17 protein-coding genes, 1 tRNA gene and 1 pseudogene are annotated in these 21,206 nt (G+C 37.5%); 9 read left to right on the forward strand and 10 right to left on the reverse strand.

Going from position 1 to position 21,206, the window contains the following annotated elements; translation table 11 throughout:
- Positions 1–93: 93 nt before the first annotated feature.
- From EGS71_RS09755 to EGS71_RS09775, 5 genes and pseudogenes are all read left to right on the forward strand, one after another.
- Positions 94–858: pseudogene (locus tag EGS71_RS09755) on the forward strand (DUF4184 family protein).
- Positions 859–1,028: 170 nt separating this feature from the next.
- Positions 1,029–2,807 (forward strand): aspartate--tRNA ligase, encoded by a 1,779-nt coding sequence (aspS, locus tag EGS71_RS09760; protein ID WP_000986451.1) that lies wholly within the window; start codon positions 1,029–1,031, stop codon positions 2,805–2,807.
- A gap of 141 nt (positions 2,808–2,948) precedes the next feature.
- Complete coding sequence (locus EGS71_RS09765) at positions 2,949–3,167, forward strand: hypothetical protein (RefSeq protein ID WP_001251493.1); 219 nt, start codon at positions 2,949–2,951, stop codon at positions 3,165–3,167.
- A gap of 42 nt (positions 3,168–3,209) precedes the next feature.
- Entirely contained in the window at positions 3,210–4,259 is a 1,050-nt protein-coding gene (locus EGS71_RS09770; RefSeq protein WP_001216506.1) for a glycosyltransferase, read from the forward strand.
- An 85-nt stretch (positions 4,260–4,344) separates the two neighbouring features.
- Positions 4,345–5,277 carry a glycosyltransferase family 8 protein gene (locus EGS71_RS09775; RefSeq protein ID WP_001032032.1) on the forward strand — a complete coding sequence of 311 codons (933 nt, stop codon included), beginning with the start codon at positions 4,345–4,347 and terminating at the stop codon, positions 5,275–5,277.
- 82 nt (positions 5,278–5,359) lie between these two features.
- Here EGS71_RS09775 and EGS71_RS09780 read toward each other — a convergent pair whose 3' ends face one another.
- Complete coding sequence (locus EGS71_RS09780; RefSeq protein WP_001035148.1) at positions 5,360–6,214, reverse strand: WlaTC/HtrL family glycosyltransferase; 855 nt, start codon at positions 6,212–6,214, stop codon at positions 5,360–5,362.
- 103 nt (positions 6,215–6,317) lie between these two features.
- On the opposite strand from EGS71_RS09780, the gene EGS71_RS09785 reads away from it, so the two are divergent.
- On the forward strand, positions 6,318–7,448 hold the full coding sequence (locus tag EGS71_RS09785; RefSeq protein ID WP_000608844.1) for an acyltransferase family protein: 1,131 nt from the start codon (positions 6,318–6,320) through the stop codon (positions 7,446–7,448).
- A 68-nt stretch (positions 7,449–7,516) separates the two neighbouring features.
- On the opposite strand, the gene EGS71_RS09790 is transcribed toward EGS71_RS09785, so the two are convergent.
- From EGS71_RS09790 to EGS71_RS09830, 9 genes are all read right to left on the reverse strand, one after another.
- The gene (locus EGS71_RS09790; protein WP_000734175.1) at positions 7,517–8,584 is read right to left on the reverse strand and encodes a glycosyltransferase family 4 protein; all 1,068 of its coding nucleotides are present in this window, start codon (positions 8,582–8,584) and stop codon (positions 7,517–7,519) included.
- On the reverse strand, positions 8,581–9,609 hold the full coding sequence (locus EGS71_RS09795; RefSeq protein ID WP_000551862.1) for an ELM1/GtrOC1 family putative glycosyltransferase: 1,029 nt from the start codon (positions 9,607–9,609) through the stop codon (positions 8,581–8,583). The genes EGS71_RS09790 and EGS71_RS09795 overlap by 4 nt, the downstream gene beginning before the upstream one ends.
- Positions 9,602–10,597, reverse strand: a complete 996-nt coding sequence (locus EGS71_RS09800) for a glycosyltransferase (RefSeq protein ID WP_000546718.1) — start codon at positions 10,595–10,597, stop codon at positions 9,602–9,604. The genes EGS71_RS09795 and EGS71_RS09800 overlap by 8 nt, the downstream gene beginning before the upstream one ends.
- A 12-nt stretch (positions 10,598–10,609) precedes the next feature.
- A complete protein-coding gene (locus EGS71_RS09805; protein ID WP_000499402.1) occupies positions 10,610–11,419 on the reverse strand; it encodes a polysaccharide deacetylase family protein in 810 nt (269 codons plus the stop codon).
- A gap of 13 nt (positions 11,420–11,432) precedes the next feature.
- Entirely contained in the window at positions 11,433–12,320 is an 888-nt protein-coding gene (locus EGS71_RS09810) for a mitochondrial fission ELM1 family protein (protein ID WP_000548426.1), read from the reverse strand.
- A gap of 67 nt (positions 12,321–12,387) precedes the next feature.
- Positions 12,388–13,314: a branched-chain amino acid transaminase gene (locus EGS71_RS09815; RefSeq protein ID WP_001046506.1), complete on the reverse strand. Its 927-nt coding sequence runs from the start codon at positions 13,312–13,314 to the stop codon at positions 12,388–12,390.
- A 24-nt stretch (positions 13,315–13,338) separates the two neighbouring features.
- A complete protein-coding gene (gene glnE / locus EGS71_RS09820) occupies positions 13,339–16,089 on the reverse strand; it encodes a bifunctional [glutamate--ammonia ligase]-adenylyl-L-tyrosine phosphorylase/[glutamate--ammonia-ligase] adenylyltransferase (protein ID WP_000990834.1) in 2,751 nt (916 codons plus the stop codon).
- Between the two features lie 68 nt (positions 16,090–16,157).
- Positions 16,158–17,426: a sensor histidine kinase gene (locus tag EGS71_RS09825; protein WP_000194111.1), complete on the reverse strand. Its 1,269-nt coding sequence runs from the start codon at positions 17,424–17,426 to the stop codon at positions 16,158–16,160.
- 534 nt (positions 17,427–17,960) lie between these two features.
- Positions 17,961–18,047: transfer RNA gene (locus EGS71_RS09830), tRNA-Leu, on the reverse strand.
- A 182-nt stretch (positions 18,048–18,229) separates the two neighbouring features.
- On the opposite strand from EGS71_RS09830, the gene queA reads away from it, so the two are divergent.
- The 3 genes from queA (at position 18,230) to EGS71_RS09845 (ending at position 21,105) form a co-directional block, all read left to right on the forward strand.
- Positions 18,230–19,267 (forward strand): tRNA preQ1(34) S-adenosylmethionine ribosyltransferase-isomerase QueA, encoded by a 1,038-nt coding sequence (gene queA / locus EGS71_RS09835; protein ID WP_001177138.1) that lies wholly within the window; start codon positions 18,230–18,232, stop codon positions 19,265–19,267.
- Positions 19,268–19,420: 153 nt separating this feature from the next.
- Complete coding sequence (locus tag EGS71_RS09840) at positions 19,421–20,449, forward strand: hypothetical protein (protein WP_001121089.1); 1,029 nt, start codon at positions 19,421–19,423, stop codon at positions 20,447–20,449.
- An 86-nt stretch (positions 20,450–20,535) separates the two neighbouring features.
- A complete protein-coding gene (locus EGS71_RS09845; RefSeq protein WP_000147158.1) occupies positions 20,536–21,105 on the forward strand; it encodes a LemA family protein in 570 nt (189 codons plus the stop codon).
- Positions 21,106–21,206 lie beyond the last annotated feature (101 nt).

A 21,206-nucleotide genomic window follows, 5' to 3' on the forward strand; every position in this document is an offset into this window, starting at 1 on the left:
TAACATTTCAGTTGTTTTGCAATAAAAAACATTCGCTAATGACATGTTTCGATAGACTCAACTTTTTGATGATGTGAGAAGCTTTCTTTTCTAATGCCTTTTACAATCTCCCATGCAGTTATCGCCCCTCCACTTGCTAAATTGAGCCGAAATACGTTACCCATTGCCGCCTTAGCAATTGGCAGTATGACGCCCGATCTTTACCGCTTATTTACAATGCAATCAGGTATGCTGACTCATCAATGGAAGGGGCTTTTCTACCCTAATCTTGCACTAGGGTTATTATTCTCTGCCATTTGATATTTACTTTACCGACCTGTGGTTTACCGTTTTTTTGGTATCCAACACGATTTAAAACTAGATTCTTTTAGACATTTTTTTAGCTTTTTTATTGGAATCATAATTGCTCTACTCATTGGTATAGCAACACATCTCATTTGGGATGGGCTTACCCACTCAGACTTTAGAACTTTTATATTTCAAGACTTTTTATCGCAAACTGTTCACTTGTTTGGCCACCCTTATCCATTACATCGCCTTCTTCAACTCGGTTCTTCTGCTCTGGCATTACCTTTTTTAGGCTGGATGAGTATTCATTACTATCAGCGCCATAAACAGCATTGGAAAGTAAATTATAAAATTAAAATTTTTGCTTGGTGTTTATTTGCTTTATCTACACTTTTAGGCTTATTTTCATTTTGGGACTATGCCCGTTATATTCCCCATGAGGTTTGGCATTCTGATACCTATTATTTTACTGGCCGCTCTATTAATGAGTTTATGCAAGGATGGTTAAGTACGTTTAGTTTAGGATGTCTATTATTCTTATTTTTAGATCGACAACAAAGAATGGGCTAAATAGCTAAACTTGCTGCCAAATTGCTCATTTTTAGCTAAATTATAGCTGTTTTTTGATCTAGTTCTTGTGGCATGCCATTCAACAGGGCATAATCGAAAACTTATTTTTTTGACGGTGCGCGGTTTACGCATCCGTCTTTTCAGCCAATATAGTTTGGATAATCTTCATCATGATGCGAACTCATTACTGTGGCTCTTTAACTGAAGCCCAAATCGACCAGACCGTTACATTATGCGGTTGGGTACATCGTCGCCGTGACCATGGCGGTGTTATTTTCCTTGATATGCGTGACCGTGATGGTCTCGTTCAAGTGGTTATTGACCCAGATACTCCAGAAGCATTTGCAACTGCAGATAAAGCACGTTCTGAATATGTATTAAAAATTACAGGTCGTGTTCGTCGCCGTTATGAAGGTACTGAAAACCCAAATATGGTGAGTGGTCAAATCGAAGTTTTAGGCAAAGAAATCGAAGTTCTTGCTGCATCTGAAACTCCACCATTCCCATTAAATGATGACACTATTAACGTGTCAGAAGAACACCGTTTAAAATATCGTTTCTTGGACATCCGTCGTCCAGAAATGTTAGAGCGTTTACGCTTCCGTTCTAAAGTAACTAACTTGATTCGTAACTATTTAGACGATCATGGTTTCTTAGACGTTGAAACTCCGATTTTAACTCGTGCAACCCCTGAAGGTGCGCGTGACTATTTAGTACCAAGCCGTGTACAAAATGGTAGCTTCTATGCACTTCCACAATCACCACAATTGTTCAAACAATTGTTGATGGTTGGTGGTATTGATCGCTACTACCAAATCGCGAAATGTTTCCGTGATGAAGACTTACGTGCTGACCGTCAGCCTGAATTTACTCAAATCGACATTGAAACATCGTTCTTAAACGACGATGACATTATGGATTTGATGGAAGGCATGACTGTTAAATTATTTAACGACTTGCTTGGCGTAAAATTTGAAAAATTCCGCCGTATGCCATATAGCGAAGCAATGCGTGATTATGCATCTGACAAACCAGACTTGCGTATTCCGTTAAAACTCGTTGATGTTGCAGACTTAATGCAAGAAGTTGAGTTCAAAGTATTTGCAGGTCCAGCTAAAGACCCTAAAGGCCGTATTGCAGCACTTCGTGTACCGGGCGCAGGTTCATTAACACGTAGTCAGATTGACGAATACACTAAATTTGTCGGTATCTACGGTGCGAAAGGCTTAGCGTACATTAAAGTCAATGAAATCGAAAAAGGAATTGAAGGTCTTCAATCTCCTATCGTTAAATTCATCGAACCAATCGTAATGCAATTGCTTGAACGTGTTGGCGCTGAAAATGGTGATATCGTATTCTTTGGTGCGGACAAAGCTAAAATTGTAAATGATGCAATGGGTGCGCTTCGTGTCAAAATCGGTCATGACTTGAACCTTGCGACTTGTGAGTGGGCTCCACTTTGGGTTGTTGACTTCCCAATGTTTGAAGAAACTGACGATGGCAAATGGACTTCTGTTCACCATCCATTCACATTACCTAAATCTAGTGTAGAAGACGTGAAGAGCAATCCAGGCGAAGCACTTTCTGTTGCTTACGACATGGTATTGAACGGTACTGAAGTTGGTGGTGGTTCACTTCGTATTTACACATTAGAAATGCAAAAAGCGATTTTTGAAGCGCTTGGTATTTCCGATGAAGAAGCAGAAGAAAAATTCAGCTTCTTACTCAATGCGCTTCGTTACGGTGCACCTCCTCACGGTGGTTTGGCATTTGGTCTTGACCGTTTAGTAATGCTTATGACTGGCGCGACTTCAATTCGTGATGTTATTGCGTTCCCTAAAACGAAAACTGCTGAATGTCCACTTACTCAAGCACCGGCTCCTGTTGAAGCAAACCAGCTTCGTGACTTGGGCATCCGCTTACGTGAACAACAAAAGAAAGAAGCTTAATTGCTCTTTAATAAAACACCCTGCAATTGCAGGGTTTTTTATTAGACAATATCAAACAAACATTCGGTTTTTATATGCTATACTTTGCGAAAAGGCACGTCAGTGGCATAATAAGTTGCTTTCAATTAAGAGGTCAGCTTTATGGCTATGCGCCCAGATGTACGTCGACATGCTTTAGTCGTGATTGTATTCTCCCTCGCACAATGGTTTTTCATGCGCTACATCCTTGCGAATGAATTATTTAACCTCACAACGAACCAACGTATTCTTTATTTCTGTGTAAGTAGTTTAGTCGGTGCATTACTTATCTTTGTTGCCCTAATTTATATGGTGCTCAAAGGTAATGCGGATAATCAGTAAAACCTCGATTCTTGTTCATCTTCTTATTATGGAACAGTAAAATTGCGCCATTCATCTTTAAAAATCTTGCATATTGCAAATTTCAAAACTGACAATAATGGCTTAATGTTTTACAACACCGATGCCAAAATTCAACATGGTTTAATTGAGCTTGGACACTATGTGCATGCTTTTGACTATAAATACATGGTCAGAAAAAGTAACATCTTCAATACTACATCCCTTTCTCATAAAAAAACACATCAACAACTGATTGAACTTTGTCAAAATGTTGACTTTGACCTGATTTTAATTGGGCATATCCATTTACCAAAAGAATTACTCAAGCAACTTAAAGCGATTAACCAAGCCAGAGTTGCCATGTGGTTTGTTGATCCAATCAATGAACCTCACCGCCTTGACCATTTCAAAGAAATGCACAGTGAAGTCGATCATGTCTTTGTTACAACGGCAGGCCAGCATTTACAGAATCTATCTGAAGTTTGTGATCATCCTGTGTTTGCATTTACGCCAAACCTGAGTTTACATTCGATTGAATACGCGCGTGAAGACTGGCTCAAATTTGACTATGACTGTATTTTCTGCGGTTCAAATAGCAAATATCCTGAACGTGAGCAATTTATTAACCATTTAACGGAGCAGCTTCCTGAGTTCAGATTTAAGCTCGGTGCATGTTTAGGACAACCATCTTTATTTGGGCATGAATATCAAGTGGCTGTCCGCAACAGTTTAATGGGCATTAACTACTCAAAATATAATGATATTTATATGTACAGTAGTGACCGTCTCGCTCAGCTTACAGGAATGGGGTGTCTAGTCTTTACCGCCCAAACACCAGGTCTGGCAGAATTATTTCCTGAAGATAGCGTCGTATATTTTCAAGATACGTCTGATTTACTTGAGAAATTAAAATACTATCAACAACATCCTGAAAAGGCTGTTGAAATTGCACAGCGTGGTTATGCACTTGCACATTCAATTTTTGAAGCCAAGTATATTCTGCAACAATGGTTAAATTTGATTGATCAGCAGCCATTAAATTCTCCTTGGCAAAAAGAAATTTATCAGCAAGGTAACAGAATGATCAACTGATTCTCAAAGTCATTGGATCTGCTATAAATAATGGCAGATTTAAAAATTTTCAAACCAGATTAAGATATAGAGTAATGAATGTCTCATGAACAAATTTAATGATTTTGTCAGCAAAACATATACATTATCAAATGCGCAGGATAACTTTGTTCCAAACATAAATATTGCATTTGCAATTGATAAAAATTATTTAAAGCCTTGTGGAATCACACTTTATTCAATTACAAAAAACAACCCTGATATTAATATTGATTTTCATATTTTCACAACTTTTTTTGACCCTAAAGGGTATCAAGATATATTAGAAAAAAATAATAATATTAGAATTCATGTTTATATATTAAACACTCAATTTTATGACAATTTGCAAGTTAATGGTCATTTTACAACTGCTATCTATTATCGTCTATCAATTGCAAGTATTTTAAAAGATAAACTAGAAAATTTTTGGTATCTTGATGCTGATATTTTATGTGTTGACAGTATAAAAGGCATGCTTTCCATAAATATAAATAATTATGTTTTAGCTGCGGTACAAGATAAATGTATGAAACCTGATTACATCAAAAGTATTGGTTTAAACTCTAACAACAAATACTTCAACTCAGGTGTTTTATTTATCAATGTCAAAGCATGGAATGATTTTCAGGTTTTTGAAAAATTTAACCAACTTATTTCTAAACGTGACTATAAATTTCCTGACCAAGATGTGCTGAATATCTTGTTAGAAAATAAAGTAAACTTTATTGATGAAAAATTTAACTTTTTTACTCAAGAAAAAATACACCCTGTACTGATACATTTTGTCAGTTCTCCAAAGCCTTGGAGTGTCGCTGCCTCACATAGTGCAAAATATTTAGAATACTACTACCAGTCACCATGGAAAGATCAACCTTTAGATGCACCAAAAAACTCTAAAGAGGCAAAAAAATATGCCAAAATTCTTTGGAGGCAAAGTAAATATTTAGATAGTATTAAATGGTACTTGATTTATCTTAATAAAAAAATGAAGAAATAAAAACCACTTGCCTTTTTAGTAAAATACTCTAAAAAGGCAAATATAATTTTTTAAATAAAAATGATAACTTATTTTGCTTATATTAAAATTTTCCTAAATATTTTCTGATTTTTTGAATAACATTCAATTTAGAAGTTTCATCATATCTTAAAAATAAAGTACGCCATTGATTTTTTCCTAAACGATGTTCTTGGATCAAATTTCTGCTCTTTAAAAGAGCCATCAAATATATACCTTGATCATCATCAACAATATTTTCATTTAGAAGCTCTAACTGACAAGAATAAATTATTTTTTGCAATTCTAACCACTTTTCTTTAGAAGCTATTGCAACACCGCCTATAATAAAAACCTCATTTTCAAATATTGCTTTTAATACTCTCTCTTTAGTTAATTTCGGTATTTTTTTCAGCGTAAAAAAATGTACTTTTTCCTCATCAAAGTCATACTTCCATTCTTGAACACCATTCAATGTCTGTATATCTCTACAATAACCAAAGTCAATCCAAGCAACCAAATTATTTGTTATCAAATTAGATTCAATTGCCCTTTTAACAAAATAAGATTTCAAATTAGTCAACAAAGTATAATCTGGAGACCAATATTCAGGATTAATAATTTGCTTCGGAGATACCCTGCTTTTAAATTCATTACTATTTTGAATTTCCTCAATTCTATTTCTATATTTTAAAAAATCTTCAGGATAATTAACCACAACAACATGAGTTGGTTTATTTTCTCTAATTTCTAAAATTTTCTCTTTGAACTTTTCAGAAGTAAAAATAATCATTTCATTGTTTAATAAAGCTAAATACTTAAAATAATTTATATAACTATCTGGAGTTCTAAATAAATAGTCAGGAAACCCTTTTTCTACTGTCCAATTCTCTCTCCCAATATCAAAAAAAGCTGTAACAACTGTTATTTTTTTATTCATATCAACACCATAGAAGCATATAAAATTCAGAGAATTTCTATATTATATACTAAAAAATTTAAATGATGTATATTGTTAAAATTTCATAATTTGGGAAATTAATATGATAAATAAAAATTTAGCAGCGGAAGGTTTGCGTGGTATAGCATGTATAATAGTAGTTCTATCACACCTTTCATTAACTTTCTTCCCTCAACTTCACAACTATTTTTCACAAGAAAACTTTCCTTCAAGTGATTTTTTAGCATCAATGCATAATTCACCTTTTTTATTCTTTATTTCTGGCACTGGTGCTGTTTATATTTTCTTTATATTAAGTGGATATGTTTTAACAGCAGCAAACTTAAATGCAAAAAATCCAAAAATCAAACTAAAAACATCAATAATAAAGCGCTATCCTCGGCTTGCTATACCTGCATTATGTTCATGTATTATTTCTTATTTAATTTTTCATATTTCTATTGATTTATCTAAAACTACAAATTGGTTTAGCCAACTTATACCGCAAAATATTAGTTTTTTAAATAGCATCTACTCAAGTTTAATTACTCCATTTATATTTGCAGAGTCTAAATACAATACGGTGCTTTGGACGATGAAAAATGAATTAATTGGCTCTTTAATTATATTTTATCTAATTTATTTAAAAAACATTCAAAAAATTAAACATTTTTATTTTTTTACTTTCCTATTTTTAATAATTTCTCTTAGCATTTCAAAAATTTTTCTTTTAGGAATATTAAGTTTCATTCTTGGGATGGCTATATATCACATGCAAAATATTAACAAATATTTATCTTTATTCTTGCTAATTCTTGGTTTATATTTTATAGGCTTCCATAAAACAAGCGCAAGTTATCAAATTATTTATGAAGCCTCAAACCATAGTAAAAAAAGTTATGATTACACTATATTTACTGGAAGTTTATTTATAACATACGCCATTTTAAAATCTCATTATTTATCTCAAATACTTAGCAAAAAAGTCTTAATAAATTTAGGAAAGCTATCATTTTCAATATATTTAAATCATCTTGTTATTTTATACATTATCGGTATACCAGTATTTAATTTTTTTATAAAAAATCTCGGAGAATCTTTCTTCTTTTCAGCAATAATCTCCAGTTTAATCACAATTTTTACATCTATTGTTTTCTCTATCTTATTTTACAAGCTAGTTGACAAATACTCCATTAATATCTCAAATAAATTAGCAAATTACATTAAAAAATAATCAATATAAAAATGAATGAAAATTTCATATTTTCATTCATTTAAAATTTTATAAAACCTTTATGAATTTTACTTCATATAAAATTCATAAACCTCATTCACAAATGCATTATGCTTTTTCGCAATCTGCTCAAAACAGTATTTTTCTAATGCCTCTTTTTTGCCTTGCTGAGCGAACTTTAAAGCTTCATCTGGATGTTGAATCAAGTATTCAATACCATTAGCAAGACTTTGTGCATCATCAGCTTTGGCACACCAAGCATTAATTCCATGCTTTGCTGTTTGACGAATCCCGATGTCATCCGTAGTGATCAGGGTTTTACCCCATGCAAAGGCATCTAAAATACCAATCCCCTGAATCTCAGTAATTGATGGCAGCGCCACGATATCAGCATTTTGCAATAATGCAATTTTATCTTCGCCTCCAATCCACCCTGGGAATTCAACCTTATCAGCCAAACCCAATCTTTGTGCTTGTGCCTTACACTGTTCTAACATTTCACCTTGTCCTGCCAAAACTGCATGAAATGGCAAGCCTTTATTATTAAGAATTGCTAAAGCATCAATCAGCACATGAACACCTTTATTGGGTACCATACGCGTTAACATCACAATGTTTGGTGGCTGTTTAATTAAACATGGCTCAGCAGTAACCTTTGGTAGATATGTTAAATTTGAAATCACTTGCTGTGGTTTTGTAGCGCGCTCTTCAGGCGTTTGGCGCTTTTGCACCAACTCTTGTACATACGGCGTAATATGAATAAATGCATCTGCACGTAAGGTACGTTTGACGTTATGGCTGTGGTTGACTGCAATCACTGGAATTTTTTTCGACATTCCCAGCATAGCATTTTTAAATAACCACACAGCCTTACCACTATGGGCAATAATCACATCTGGTTTTTGCTGCTCGATGAACTTACGAATTTTTAATGCCGCAGTGACACTATAAAAACCTTTATTCGGAATCACTGTGATTGGCCATTCACCACTTTTGAGATGCTGATTTTCAGTACCACGCAGCAAAACCACTTCATGTCCAAAACTTTTTAAGGTATTTGCAATATCAAGCATTGCCTGCCAACGACCACCCGTTGCATCACCATAAACGGCATTTATGATTTTTAGTTTTTTCAAGGGAATAACCTTTCTTTTAGCAGTTTTGCCAATTGTTCACTCGGTTCATATTTTAATGATTTCATCTTATCTTCGCTATCTTTAATCTGACTTAACTGAGCTATAGGCGAAATATGGATAAGATGATCCGCTTCCAAGCGTTTCAATACATTTCCGAATTGTTCATCGGGTTGCCAATGCTCAGGCAAATAAGCAACTACAGGACGCATGGCAGAAACACTTTCCATGAGCATAGACATAGAATCTGCACTACAAAATGTGCGTGTCGAAACTGCCAAAAACTGATGCAAAACTGCACGTGGCTGTTCTGCCCACCACACTACATCTACAATACATTCAAAATTTAAGTACTGCTGCAGAATTTTTTCAGCCTGTTTCCCTGTACGGCGTGAAGTGCTGAGCAACCATTTAATCCGATGCTGACGTGCCAGCAGGTTCATCTGTTTTGCCAGTTGAATCCAATCCTGCTCCTGATACTGTGCTCCCGCGCCATCTCCACCGATCAGCATGGTCCATACTTGCTGCTCGACATGTGGATGCTCGGAGTGCCATTGCTTGCCATGCTGTTGCAAGGTTGCCTGACTTAAAGGCATCGGCGACACAGGCAAGCTAATAAATGGTTTTGGCAAATCTGGTTCGAGCACCAATATTGCATCAAACAATTCAGCTTTCAGTTGACGCAATGAACCACAGAAAATATTTTTTGCACCAAGTGCTTTAGATAACCACACAATCGCATAGGCACTATTTCCACCTGCACCAACCACAATATCTGGGCGTGCATTTGGCAAAACATCTCCCTGATAAAACTGATGAATTTTTTCTGCTTTAGGGATTTTACAATTTAATAGCCAAGTCAAAGGACGACGATAAAACTTATGTTTGAGTGTCAGTTCAATCCAGTGCACGTCTAGCTCAAAATCACGCTCAAGTGCAAACAACACCCCTTTAGACTGATTAAAATGCCCTGGCACACCATCGCTGACCACCCATACTGTTTTTTTACTTTTCGGTTGGTTATGCATGACTCAGTTCCTGATAAACCTGTAGGGTATTGTGTAGCACAGCTTCTAGCGTTAGCTGTTGCTGGGCAGATTGATAAATCGGTTCTGAACGCTCAGTGAGCTGCTCAAAATGCTGCACATGCTGTTGAATTAAATCATGTAAAGCAGTGACATCATTTGCAGGGCAAATCAGCTCAGCAGGTAAGACTTCTGCCACCATGCCCACATCAGTTGAAATGACAGGACAATGTACCAACAAGGCTTCTGCCAAGGTATAAGGCCCACCTTCATTACGTGATGAAATCACCAGAAAGTCTGCTTGTTGCATCAACATCGTAATATCATTGCGATGCCCAAGCAATTCAATACGATCTGTTAAAGCATACTGCTGAATTTTTTCTTGTAGTAAATCGCGATCTGGCCCATCTCCCACAATCCAGAGCTTGGCATCAATGCCTTGCCATGCTTGAACCAGTAAATCAAAACCTTTGGCAGGCACGAGACGTGCAACCGCAATCGCTTGTAAAGGTTGATGTGGCTGTTTTTGTGCTGCCTGATGTACAGGTGGCTGAATCCCATTTAAGACTACACGCACACGGTCTTGCTGACTAAACTGATTGGCGACCCGTCGACTCACTGCAATAATTCGATCATATTTTTCAAATGCCTGAACATTACGTTTTAGGTTATGGAGTGTCGCCACACTGGGAATTTTCAACCATTTCAGCATGGGGGCAATCATGGATACGGCTTTGTTGGCTTGCACATGCAGGACATCAGCATGCGTGGCTTTAATGGTCTGATACAACTGCCACAGCAAAATCGGGTTTTTACGGCTCTTGCTTAAATCCAAAGCTTTAAATTCAACACCACTGACTCGCTCAGCATACTTTTCATGCGCGATGAGTGTCACCTTTTGCCCCGCCTGTGCCAAACCATTTGCCAGTTCAACCACATGTTTTTCCAAACCGCCTTCTTCGTCACCCGCCATGACCATACAAATATGCATTGTTATTCTCTCTTATAACCCGCGCTGACCCAGTTTCAAGCGACATTTCACTGCAAATAGCGAATCTTTACCACTGATCTTGATGCGCTGTAACTGCATAAAGTCAGGCTGTGCAATATCAATACCCTCTTTGGTGGTCACGGCATTACGATAACCTGCCTGTTTGGCCAGTTCAACGTCACGCTGACTATAAATTCCAAAAGGATAGGCAAAACTGGTCACAAGTTGGTCAATCATCTGCTCAAGCTGTTGTTTCGATTGCCCCAACTCCTGCAAACACTCTTCATCTGTCAACTTGTCCAAATTGGCATGAGTCATGGTATGTGAGCCTATTTCAACTAAACCACTCTTTGCCAAAAATCGGACTTGTCCATCACTCAGTTTTGGCTCACGTGCCAATTCGCCACTATTATGATGGGCTTTTTTATAAGTCGACCAATCACGATCATGACGATCAACCACAACATATATGGTTGCCTTGGCCTGATATTTTTCTAAAATAGGATAAGCATTTTGTAAGTTGTCTAAATAACCATCATCAAAGGTAATGGCAACTGTTTTGGCTGGGTGCTTTCCCCAGTTCTCTTGCAATTCGTGCATCGTTACAAAATGGAAGCCTTGCGCTTTCATCCAGGCAACTTGCTTTTCAAACTCAGCGGGCTTGACCCGAAGCTTATTAAATTTGGCACCATTAATATGATCTCGTACCATGTGATACATCAATACACGTGGTCGATTCCAATCCACTGCTGGCTTCCACCACGCATACTTATAGCTAAATAACACAATAAGCAAGATCAGTAAAATCAGGATATAAAACACAATGCCAAACTCATTATTTCGCTAAAAGATATGTTGCCACACGGTCTGCTTCTTTAAAAGCATAAGGTTGTGGCAACTGTACGACACAAGTATTCTGTGAAATTAGTTGTGATTCTATCATTTGATCAATCGAGTGCGTAATTCTATCGTCTTTCAACCGATCGATTGCTATGACCCCTACGCGACAACCCGCAGTAAGTGCTTCAAAAACCATAGAAACGCTATCTTCTGTTACCCATACAGCTTCTGCTTTTTGCATCTCTTCAAAAATCCAGCCTTGAGGTGTTTGCTCAACCGGAAATATTTGTAAATGCTGGGCAAAACTTTGTTGTCTTAAAATATCAATAAACTCTGCTGGGGTTCGACGTGAAGTCGTTAGAATGATTTCAGCATCCGGATTATTCTCAACAATCTTTTGCACGCTTAATAATACTTTTTCTTGGTTCCATTGATGCCGTTTTGACGAACCACCTAATGCAATTAAAATTCTAGAAGCTTGATGGCGTTTTTCATTACGAATGGGATTTAATGCCCCACGCGTAACAACTACTCGATTATTCGCAGGAATACCGTCGTGCTCTGGAATCACAGCATAATTAAACCAAACCGTCGGTAAATTTGGCTTCATTAAAATAATGGTCTTAGCCTTTTTGAAAATTTTACCGAGCAACCAGACACGAAAATGCGTATGACTTCCAACACCAAATATAAAATCGGGCACCTGTTGAAATAGAGATTTTTTTGAAGAAAAAAGCGCTTTGATTAAGGACATAACAGGCAAGTCATTAATAGAGACTTCTTCAAAAGTTGCATTTGCCTGCTGTCTTTGCATCGCCTGAAACAAGCCTAAAGCTTGTGAGCGATGCCCTGCTTTACCATCAGAGACATAGACAATATGCATAAAAGCTCCCTAACCCAAAAATAAAAAGGCGAAACCAACGTTCGCCTTTTCATGTTAACGGATTAACTTATTTTACGTAAGTTAACCAGTGTTCATATTTTGGATTTTTACCTTGAACTGCATCAAAGAAAGTCTTTTGGATTTCAGTGGTAATTGGGCCACGGCAACCCGCACCGATTTGACGGTCATCGTATTCACGAATTGGTGTTACTTCAGCAGCAGTACCTGTGAAGAATGCTTCATCGGCAATATAGAATTCGTCACGCGTAATACGACGCTCAACAACTTCATAACCAAGATCTTTAGCAATCGTCATCACTGTTTGGCGTGTAATACCGTCAAGTGCGCCACCCGCAATATCTGGAGTGTGTAAAACACCATCTTTAATCAAGAATACGTTTTCACCAGAACCTTGGCATACATAACCTTGTGGGTCCATAAGCATTGCTTCATCGTAACCCGAATGTGCAACTTCTTGGTGAGCAAGAATTGACAACGTGTAGTTACCAGATGCTTTTGCTTTACACATGGTCACGTTTGGATGATGGTGAGTAAATGATGAAGTTTTAACGCGAATACCTTTCGCCATTGCTTCATCACCAAGATATGCACCCCATGCCCATGCTGCAACAGCGGCATGAATAGTGTTATTTGTTGCTGCAATACCAAGTTTCTCTGAACCGATCCAGATCAGTGGACGTAAATAGCAAGAAGCTAATTTATTTTCACGAACAACATCGATTTGTGCTTGTTCAAGCGCTGCTTGATCATACGGCACTTTCATTTGATAAATTTTTGCTGAATTTAACAAACGTTTTGTGTGGTCTTGAAGACGGAAAATTGCAGTACCTTTAGGAGTTTCATAAGCACGAACACCCTCAAATACGCCCATACTGTAGTGTAAAGTATGGGTTAAAACGTGAATCTTTGCATCACGCCAATCAATTAATTGTCCATCTTGCCAAATAAAACCATCACGATCAGCCAAATTCATGGAACACTCCAAATTGTTATAAAATCATTCACTATCCAACTCAACCGAGGCGGTTGGGTCTATTAATCTTTGCCATAAATTGCAAACTACCGCACGGGTACTACGCCAGTCCGCTGCGCTTACTTGCATGGATTGATTCGCAAGGGCTAAGCGGTGGCTTTCGGCACGTTCACTAAGATAGGCTCGAATTAATGCTGTGGCATCTTCACTGGATAAGCAGTCTGCTTTAGCAGCATCTTCTAATATTCTTACATTATCAGAATAATGGGCGAGATCGGGTTTCGTCCCGCTCCATGCAAGTACAGCATACTGTGCCATAAATTCGATATCTACGATACCACCTGCGTCCTGTTTTAAATGAAAAATACCATGTTTTTTTTGTTCAGAAGATGAACCTAAGTGGTCTTTCATTTTCTGACGCATTTTCAGCACTTCCTCACGAACATAAGCCTCATCTCTAGATTGAGTCAATATCTCGCGGCGAAATATTTCAAATTTTTGGCAAAGCGCTTCATCACCTGCAATAGAACGCGCACGAACTAATGCCTGATGCTCCCAAAGCCATGCACTTTTCAACTGATAATGCTCATAGGCTTTCAGGCTTGTCACCAATAAACCAGCCTCACCTGAAGGTCTTAAACGTGTATCAATTTCATAAACACGGCCATCAAGCGTTTGAGTGGTCATTAAAGACATAAACTTTTGAGCGACACGCATAGCAAACTCAAAACCAGTTATTGACTTAGTACCATCCGTGTCGGCTTGTTCATCTAGATAGTGAATAAAGACAAGATCTAAGTCCGAACCATAACCCAGCTCAATACCACCCACCTTGCCATAACCAATAACGGCAAAAGCTTTATAATCGAGTGAACAACGTTTTCCCTCGACATCTTTTGGGTAACCATGACGTTTTGCTACGGTCTGATAAGCTAAATTAAGGGTTGCATTGACACTGACTTCTGCAATATCTGTCAAAGCATCAGAGACCTTCATAAGAGGACTTTCAGCTAACACATCACTTGCAGCGACCGTTAACACATTACTCTTTTTAAACAGGCGAAGTACCCGCATTTGATCTTCAACCTGATCAATTTCGATACGAAGTAATTGCTGACGTAATGAGTCTTCCAAGTCCTTACGTTTTGGTAATTCAAAGTCCATCGACAAGAACTCATCCAGCAATACCGGATATTGCGTTAACTCTTCACAAATCCACGGGCTCACTGTCGCCATTTTTACTAAGCGTTGTAATGCCCCTTTACTTTCAATCAGCATTACTAAATAGACGGTACGACGCATGACTGATTCAATCAGTGGCATTAAACGTAATAATGCAGTTTGTGGTTGTTCAGACTGTAAAATGGCTTCAATTAAATGGGGCCAAAACGTTTTTAAACGCTGCACGGCATTGGAAGGAAGTTTTTTAAGTGCATGACCATGCCAGAACTCATGAATTAGATTTTTTGCATTATCATCTAACACTTCATCTAGCTGCTGCTCTAACTGTCCAAAGTTCTCGGTAGCTGCATTGGAACTTGTGTCTTCAATGAGCTGCTTAAACTGAACTTTTACTTTTTGGCGTTTCTCGTTAAGAACATCAATAAATTCATTCCAACTCGTAAAACCCAAAGTATCTATAATGCGTTGTCGTAAATCTGCTTCTTCTGGTAATAGTTGCGTTTGCTGATCATTCAAGGCTTGAATCGCATGTTCAACACGGCGCAAAAACAGGTAAGCATCTTCAAGCTCTAGTACGGCCTGTTTTTCTAACAAGCCTGCCTCACCAATATGTTCAAGACTGACTAAACATTGACGGTCTTGCAGCTCACGTTTAGAACCGCCGTAAATAAGCTGGAACACCTGAACAATAAACTCAATTTCGCGTATACCGCCTGCCCCGAGTTTAATGTCATCTTCAATATGCCGACGTAATACTTCGCGCTCAATCATCGCTTTCATATCGCGCATGGCAGCAAAAGCGGTGTAATCGACATAACGGCGGAATACAAAAGGACGTGTCATTTCTAATAAGTCTTGCCCTTCTTTACCCCCCGTGACAACGCGTGCCTTAATCCATGCGTAACGTTCCCATTCACGGCCATGCTGACTTAAATATTTTTCTAAAGCTGCATGACTAATCGCTAATGCAGAGCCATCTCCCCAAGGCCGTAAACGCATGTCTACTCGAAACACAAAACCATCTGCGGTGATATGTTCAAGTAAATAAATAAGTTTTTGTCCCCACAAAATACAGAACTGCTGTACATCAATACATTTACGACCGTTGGTTTCGCCTTGCTCATCAAAGGCAAAAATCAGGTCGATATCACTTGATAGATTTAATTCCTGTGCCCCAAGCTTACCCATGGCAACCACAATCAAATCTTGAACTTTGCCTGAATAACTTAATGGTTCGCCATGTTTAGCAACCAATGCAACACGAGCAAAAGCCTTTGCGGCACAAATACTTGCATCGGCAAAGTCTGAAAGTTCACGAGTAAGTGTAACGACATCCGTCAGTTGATTGGCATCTTGCCAGATCCAGCGAAACATTAAACGACTGCGCAGTATACGAAGCGCACGCATCCACGTTATTTCATCGCCAATTCCGTCAAGGGTGGTGTCTACAAGTTGGTAAATTTGTTCTGTTGAGAGCGGTGCAGCAAATTGATCTATTTGATAATCTTGTTCTAAAACAGCCTGATGTAACCCTAAAACTTGTTCAGCATATTGGCTGGCACGCAATGTTTTTTGTAACTGCTCCGCATTCATATAAAAAAGCTCTTTTCCTCAGACTCTCTTTTTAGTTATAGCAGTTCAAGTAGTAGTAGGAAAAGGGATTAAACCAATTTTGCTTCAGATGTATTTTGTTGTTCTATATGATGTTCAGGAACTTCTTGAGCAGAGGGTAATAAAACTTTAAATGTCGTTCCCACTCCTTTTTGGGAAGTTACACTAATTTTCCCCTGATTAATCTCGACAAAACGCTTACATAAGCTCAAACCTAAACCCGCACCTTTTTCCCCAGCGGTGCCTTTAAAGCTTGCTGTAATACGCGGATGGAATAAATTTGCCATTTGCTGTTCAGTCATGCCAAGCCCTGTATCACGCACAGTGATTTCGACATTTGTACCCACCTGCTTTGCTTCAATGAACACTTTTCCAGAGCCGTCAACATCGGTAAATTTCAATGCATTTGACACCAAGTTTTGGATCACGGAAGTCATCATATTGATATCGGCATAGATTTTTAAATCTTCGGAAACCGCATTTACCAATTCAATATTTTTCTTTAAAGCCAAAGTATGCAGCACATCACAAACAATATTGCTCACTTGTCTAAGCTTAAAATTAATTGGGTGATAAACAAAGCGACCACCTTCGGCCATTGCCCATGTCAGCAAACTTTCAAGTAAGTTATAGGTCGATTGAGAAGTGTCGTATAAATAATCGGCAATGTTTTGAATACTCGATTCATCCAGTGTTTCACGTTCTTTAGCTAACACTTCGGAGAAACCTAACAAGCCATGAAATGGTGCCCGCAAGTCATGCGAAATAATGGAAAAGAACTTTGTTTTACTCGAGTTCAGCGCGACTTGCTGCTCATAGAGTTCATTTAATTCTTCATAATTAAACTTCAACTCGACTTGTTGCATAAAACTAGAACAGTAATCGAGAAGCAACTGAATTTGATCATCTTCAAAACAATTTTCATCGTCATCGAAGAAAACTGCAAATCCCATAGATGTCTGGTCAGGCTGCACCAAATGGACAGCTAAGGCACGCCCACATTCAATATTTAGCTCTTTTAAATAGTTGATTAAATTTTGATAAGAAGGATGATTGTGATGAATCACCTGTTGTTTAGCAAAACATTGTTTTAGGTGTCTTGAAGGTTTAAAGGAAATTGCAGTCATGCCATCTGGGCAATGATGCCAAAAATAAGGTTCCTGATTAAAAGTAAGCAAAGCTTTTTGACACTTCAACAGGCGAAGACTAAACCGGAAAAATTGCTCAATATAATTCTGCTCGGCATTTAATCCAAGTAATAGTGATATCTTACAAGCTGTTAACTGCTCTACCTGATGTAGTTCTAATCGCTGTGTCATGCCCGCCTCACAGATTTTGTCATTGTTGGTCGGAACCGCTCTTTTGAAGAATGTACTTATAATCATTATGATCTACTACAAACTTTAACACAGTACATTAAAAGAGCAACTTTCTTTTCGAAATAGAAATGTGAAGTTTCAATTAAAGGTTTTCAGATACATAAAGTGGGTATGCTTTAGAAAAATACAACAATTTTTTTGGAAGAAAGAGTTGTAAGTAATAAGAAATAAGAAGTCAAAATTAGCTAAAAAAGAGATAAAAATTAACTTAAATCATCTTATAAATATGAAACCTTAACTTCGACTCAAATTTTGCTTTTATCAAATGCATTTCATATTTAAATAAAGTTTTCTTAAATTGAAAAATTAAAAGACTTTTAATAGCTCTAAATTTATAAGCGATTTGATCCCGACCCTCGGAACCAAAGCAAGTAGCTCATAATTTCTTAAAGTCTAGGAACTTTTTTATATCCAACAAAAAACCCCTAAACCGTCAGTTTAGGGGTTTTCGTAGAATCATAAGATTCTGAATCTTGGTCCCGAGGGTCGGACTCGAACCGACACGTCATCTCTGACAGCGGATTTTGAGTCCGCCGCGTCTACCAATTTCACCACCTCGGGAGAGGAAGTATGTTTGTGTTGCGTATATTAGCGCGTTTGCAAAACTTGTCAAACCCTAAGTGAATATTATCGTTCACTTTTAGATCATTTAAACATTTTTCATGATTTAGGCCAGAAGCACAGCCATTAAAAAGCGAAAAAGTTTATACTAGGCGCAATTTTTGCGGTGTTTTTTCTCAAATATGCAACTGTCTGACTTTTCCTTTGAACTACCCGATGAACTTATTGCCCGTTACCCACTCGAAACACGTAGTGCTTCGCGTTTATTGCATTTAGATGCTAAGGGCCAATATCACGATCATATGTTCACAGATATTATTGATCTGTTCGAAGAAGGCGATTTATTGGTACTCAACGATACCAAAGTCATGAAGGCTCGACTGAAAGGAAAACGTGCCACAGGTGGGGCGATTGAAATTTTGGTTGAGCGTATGCTGAACCACACCACAGCGTATTGCCATATTAAAGCGAGCAATTCACCTAAAGCAGGGGCTGAGCTTTTTGTCGGTGCAGACAATATTCCTGTGATTGTGCGTGGCCGTCACGAAAACTTATTTGTCGTTGAGTTTTCACAACCAATTTTGCCAGTACTTGAGCAATATGGTCAGTTACCTATTCCGCCTTACTTCAATCGTGAAGCAGAAGAAATTGACACTGAACGCTATCAAACGGTTTTCCATAATCCAGAAAAAATTGCCAGTGTGGCTGCCCCAACAGCAAGCTTGCATTTTGACGAAGAGTTGTTAGCAAAGTTAGACCAAAAAGGCGTTAAGAAAACCTTTGTGACTCTTCACGTCGGTGCAGGTACTTTTATGCCTGTACGCACTGATGACATTACAAATCATGTTATGCACAGTGAATGGTGTGATGTTCCTCAAGAAACCATTGATTTAATTTTGGCAACTAAAGCACGCGGTAATAAAGTGATTGCTGTTGGTACAACTGCAACACGTGCTTTAGAAAGTGCAGCTCAAGCGCATGGCGGAAAAATCGCAGCATGGACTGGTGATACGCAAATCTTTATTTATCCGGGTTATGAGTTCTGTATCGTAGACCGATTAATTACTAACTTCCATTTACCTGAGTCTACCCTGCTCATGTTAGTTTCAGCATTGTCAAATAGAGAAAATATTTTGGCTGCTTACGAACATGCCGTTAAAGATCGCTATCGCTTCTTTAGTTATGGTGATGCAATGCTGATTGATAAATTAGAAGTTTAAAGATTAAAGCTGGATTAAGTCTTATTAGTTAATTTGAGGTTTAACCCAGCATCTATAATTAAAATAAAAATAGTCTTAGTATTTCTATTTATCTCTTTCAATTTAAAAGATAATCTAGAGTTAGCAATTTATGATAATCAACTCATTACCTTCATGCCAATTGATACCGCACAACAAGCACTTCATATAAGACGTAAAAAAAATACACAAGTCTTTCGTAATATTGCCCGACTTTGGGATGCTGGACAAAAGTCACAAACAGATCAAGAACTCTTAAACGCATTACATCCATGGCGTGAAGATCATAACCTTCTTTTTGTGAATACCCTATCGTATTTATTAAGTATTTGCAGTATTACGACGCTATTGTTTGGATATTTTTTTCATCCTCATATTCAATATATTTGGAGTCTATTATGGGCATTTTTAACTGGTTTCCTCGCCTATTTGCTCTATGAACCGCAAAAACCTTTAACTGAAGTTATTCATTATTTAGAACAGCGTATGACTGCTTTACGTTATGGTCTAAAGTTTCAGCAGTTACCAGCTTATCTTCCAATACAAGCTCAACCCATTTTAGTCTTAAGCAAATTAAAACAACACTTTCCACTTTTTAACCGAGGCAATGAAGCGAATGAAATTACCGAGTTTGCTTCAGTAACATGGAATGACGGCATTACAGATCATCAAGTCCTGCTATTTAAATACCACTATGTAAATAATTTACCTATTCTTCAAGACCAGAACAGCGATAAAAAAATAGTAAAAGAGATTCATAAAGACTTATGGGGCGCTTTTATTTTTCAAATGCCAGCTTTAGGTATTGCTGTAAGTAATCAACGTTCTCGCTTTTTTGAACCATACTTAAGCGAATGGCAAAGTAGCGACATTCTCATTAACCAAGAACTGAGTATTTTCGGAACCAACCAGCACCAGTTAGCTAAAGAAATGAGCCCAAGTCTAACGTTAAAACTTCATGATTTTTTTCAACATTTTAGAGGGGATTTAATTTATCATCATGAAGAGCAAATATTATGTTATCTCGGTGAGCAAGATCTTTTTCAAACCACCCGCAAACGTAGTGAAATTCATGATATTCCAGCATTACGTGGACATTTACGTACCATGACCATGCCGCAATATGAAAAATTTCAGCAATTCATGCTTAATTTAATTAAATAAATCTCTCGTACTGCTGAACTGGCAACTTATTAAAAAAATAAGAAGTTAGAGAGCATAATGAGGGAATAACAATAAGAGGAGTAAAAATGACAGGCTTATTCATTTTCTTGGGGATTTTCGTCGTACTGATTGCGTGGGGCATCCACATTCGCAATAACATTGTGCGTTATTTCAATGCGACCAAACGCGCTTGGGCTGAGGTTGCAAATTTCGAACGCCAGAAAGTAAAAACACTTGAAGCACTAGAAACCACACTCAATCAATATACTCAGTTCGAGAAGTCAACTTTAGAACAAGTAACTGCTTTACGTCAGCAAATTCTAAGTTTGAATGTCGATCATACTGATATTGCTCAATTACAACAGATCGAAAAAATGAGTAAAGAGCTAATCCGCAGCCTAAATGTGGTGGTTGAAAATTATCCTGAACTAAAAGCAGATATACTCTATAGCAAAATGATGGATGATATTCAGGAACAAAACGAAAATGTCGGCGCGGCAATCAGCATTTTTAACCGCAACGTCGAAGTATTTAATAATCAGATTGAAGTGTTCCCAAATAATATTATCAATACGATGACTTTATCTAAAAAAACAATTCGTCCCTTTCGAGATAACTTGGTTACTGACAATTTTGACTATAAACCGAACTTTTAGTCGAAATAAAAAAACAATCGGTCACCCAGAAATTTGCCCGATTTTATAGTCAGCTACATTTAGTAGTAGAACTACGTCGCAGAATCAAGGAAAATAGCCCT

Origin of the sequence: Acinetobacter sp. FDAARGOS_559, from assembly GCF_003940475.1 — a bacterium.
GTDB lineage: Bacteria > Pseudomonadota > Gammaproteobacteria > Pseudomonadales > Moraxellaceae > Acinetobacter > Acinetobacter baumannii.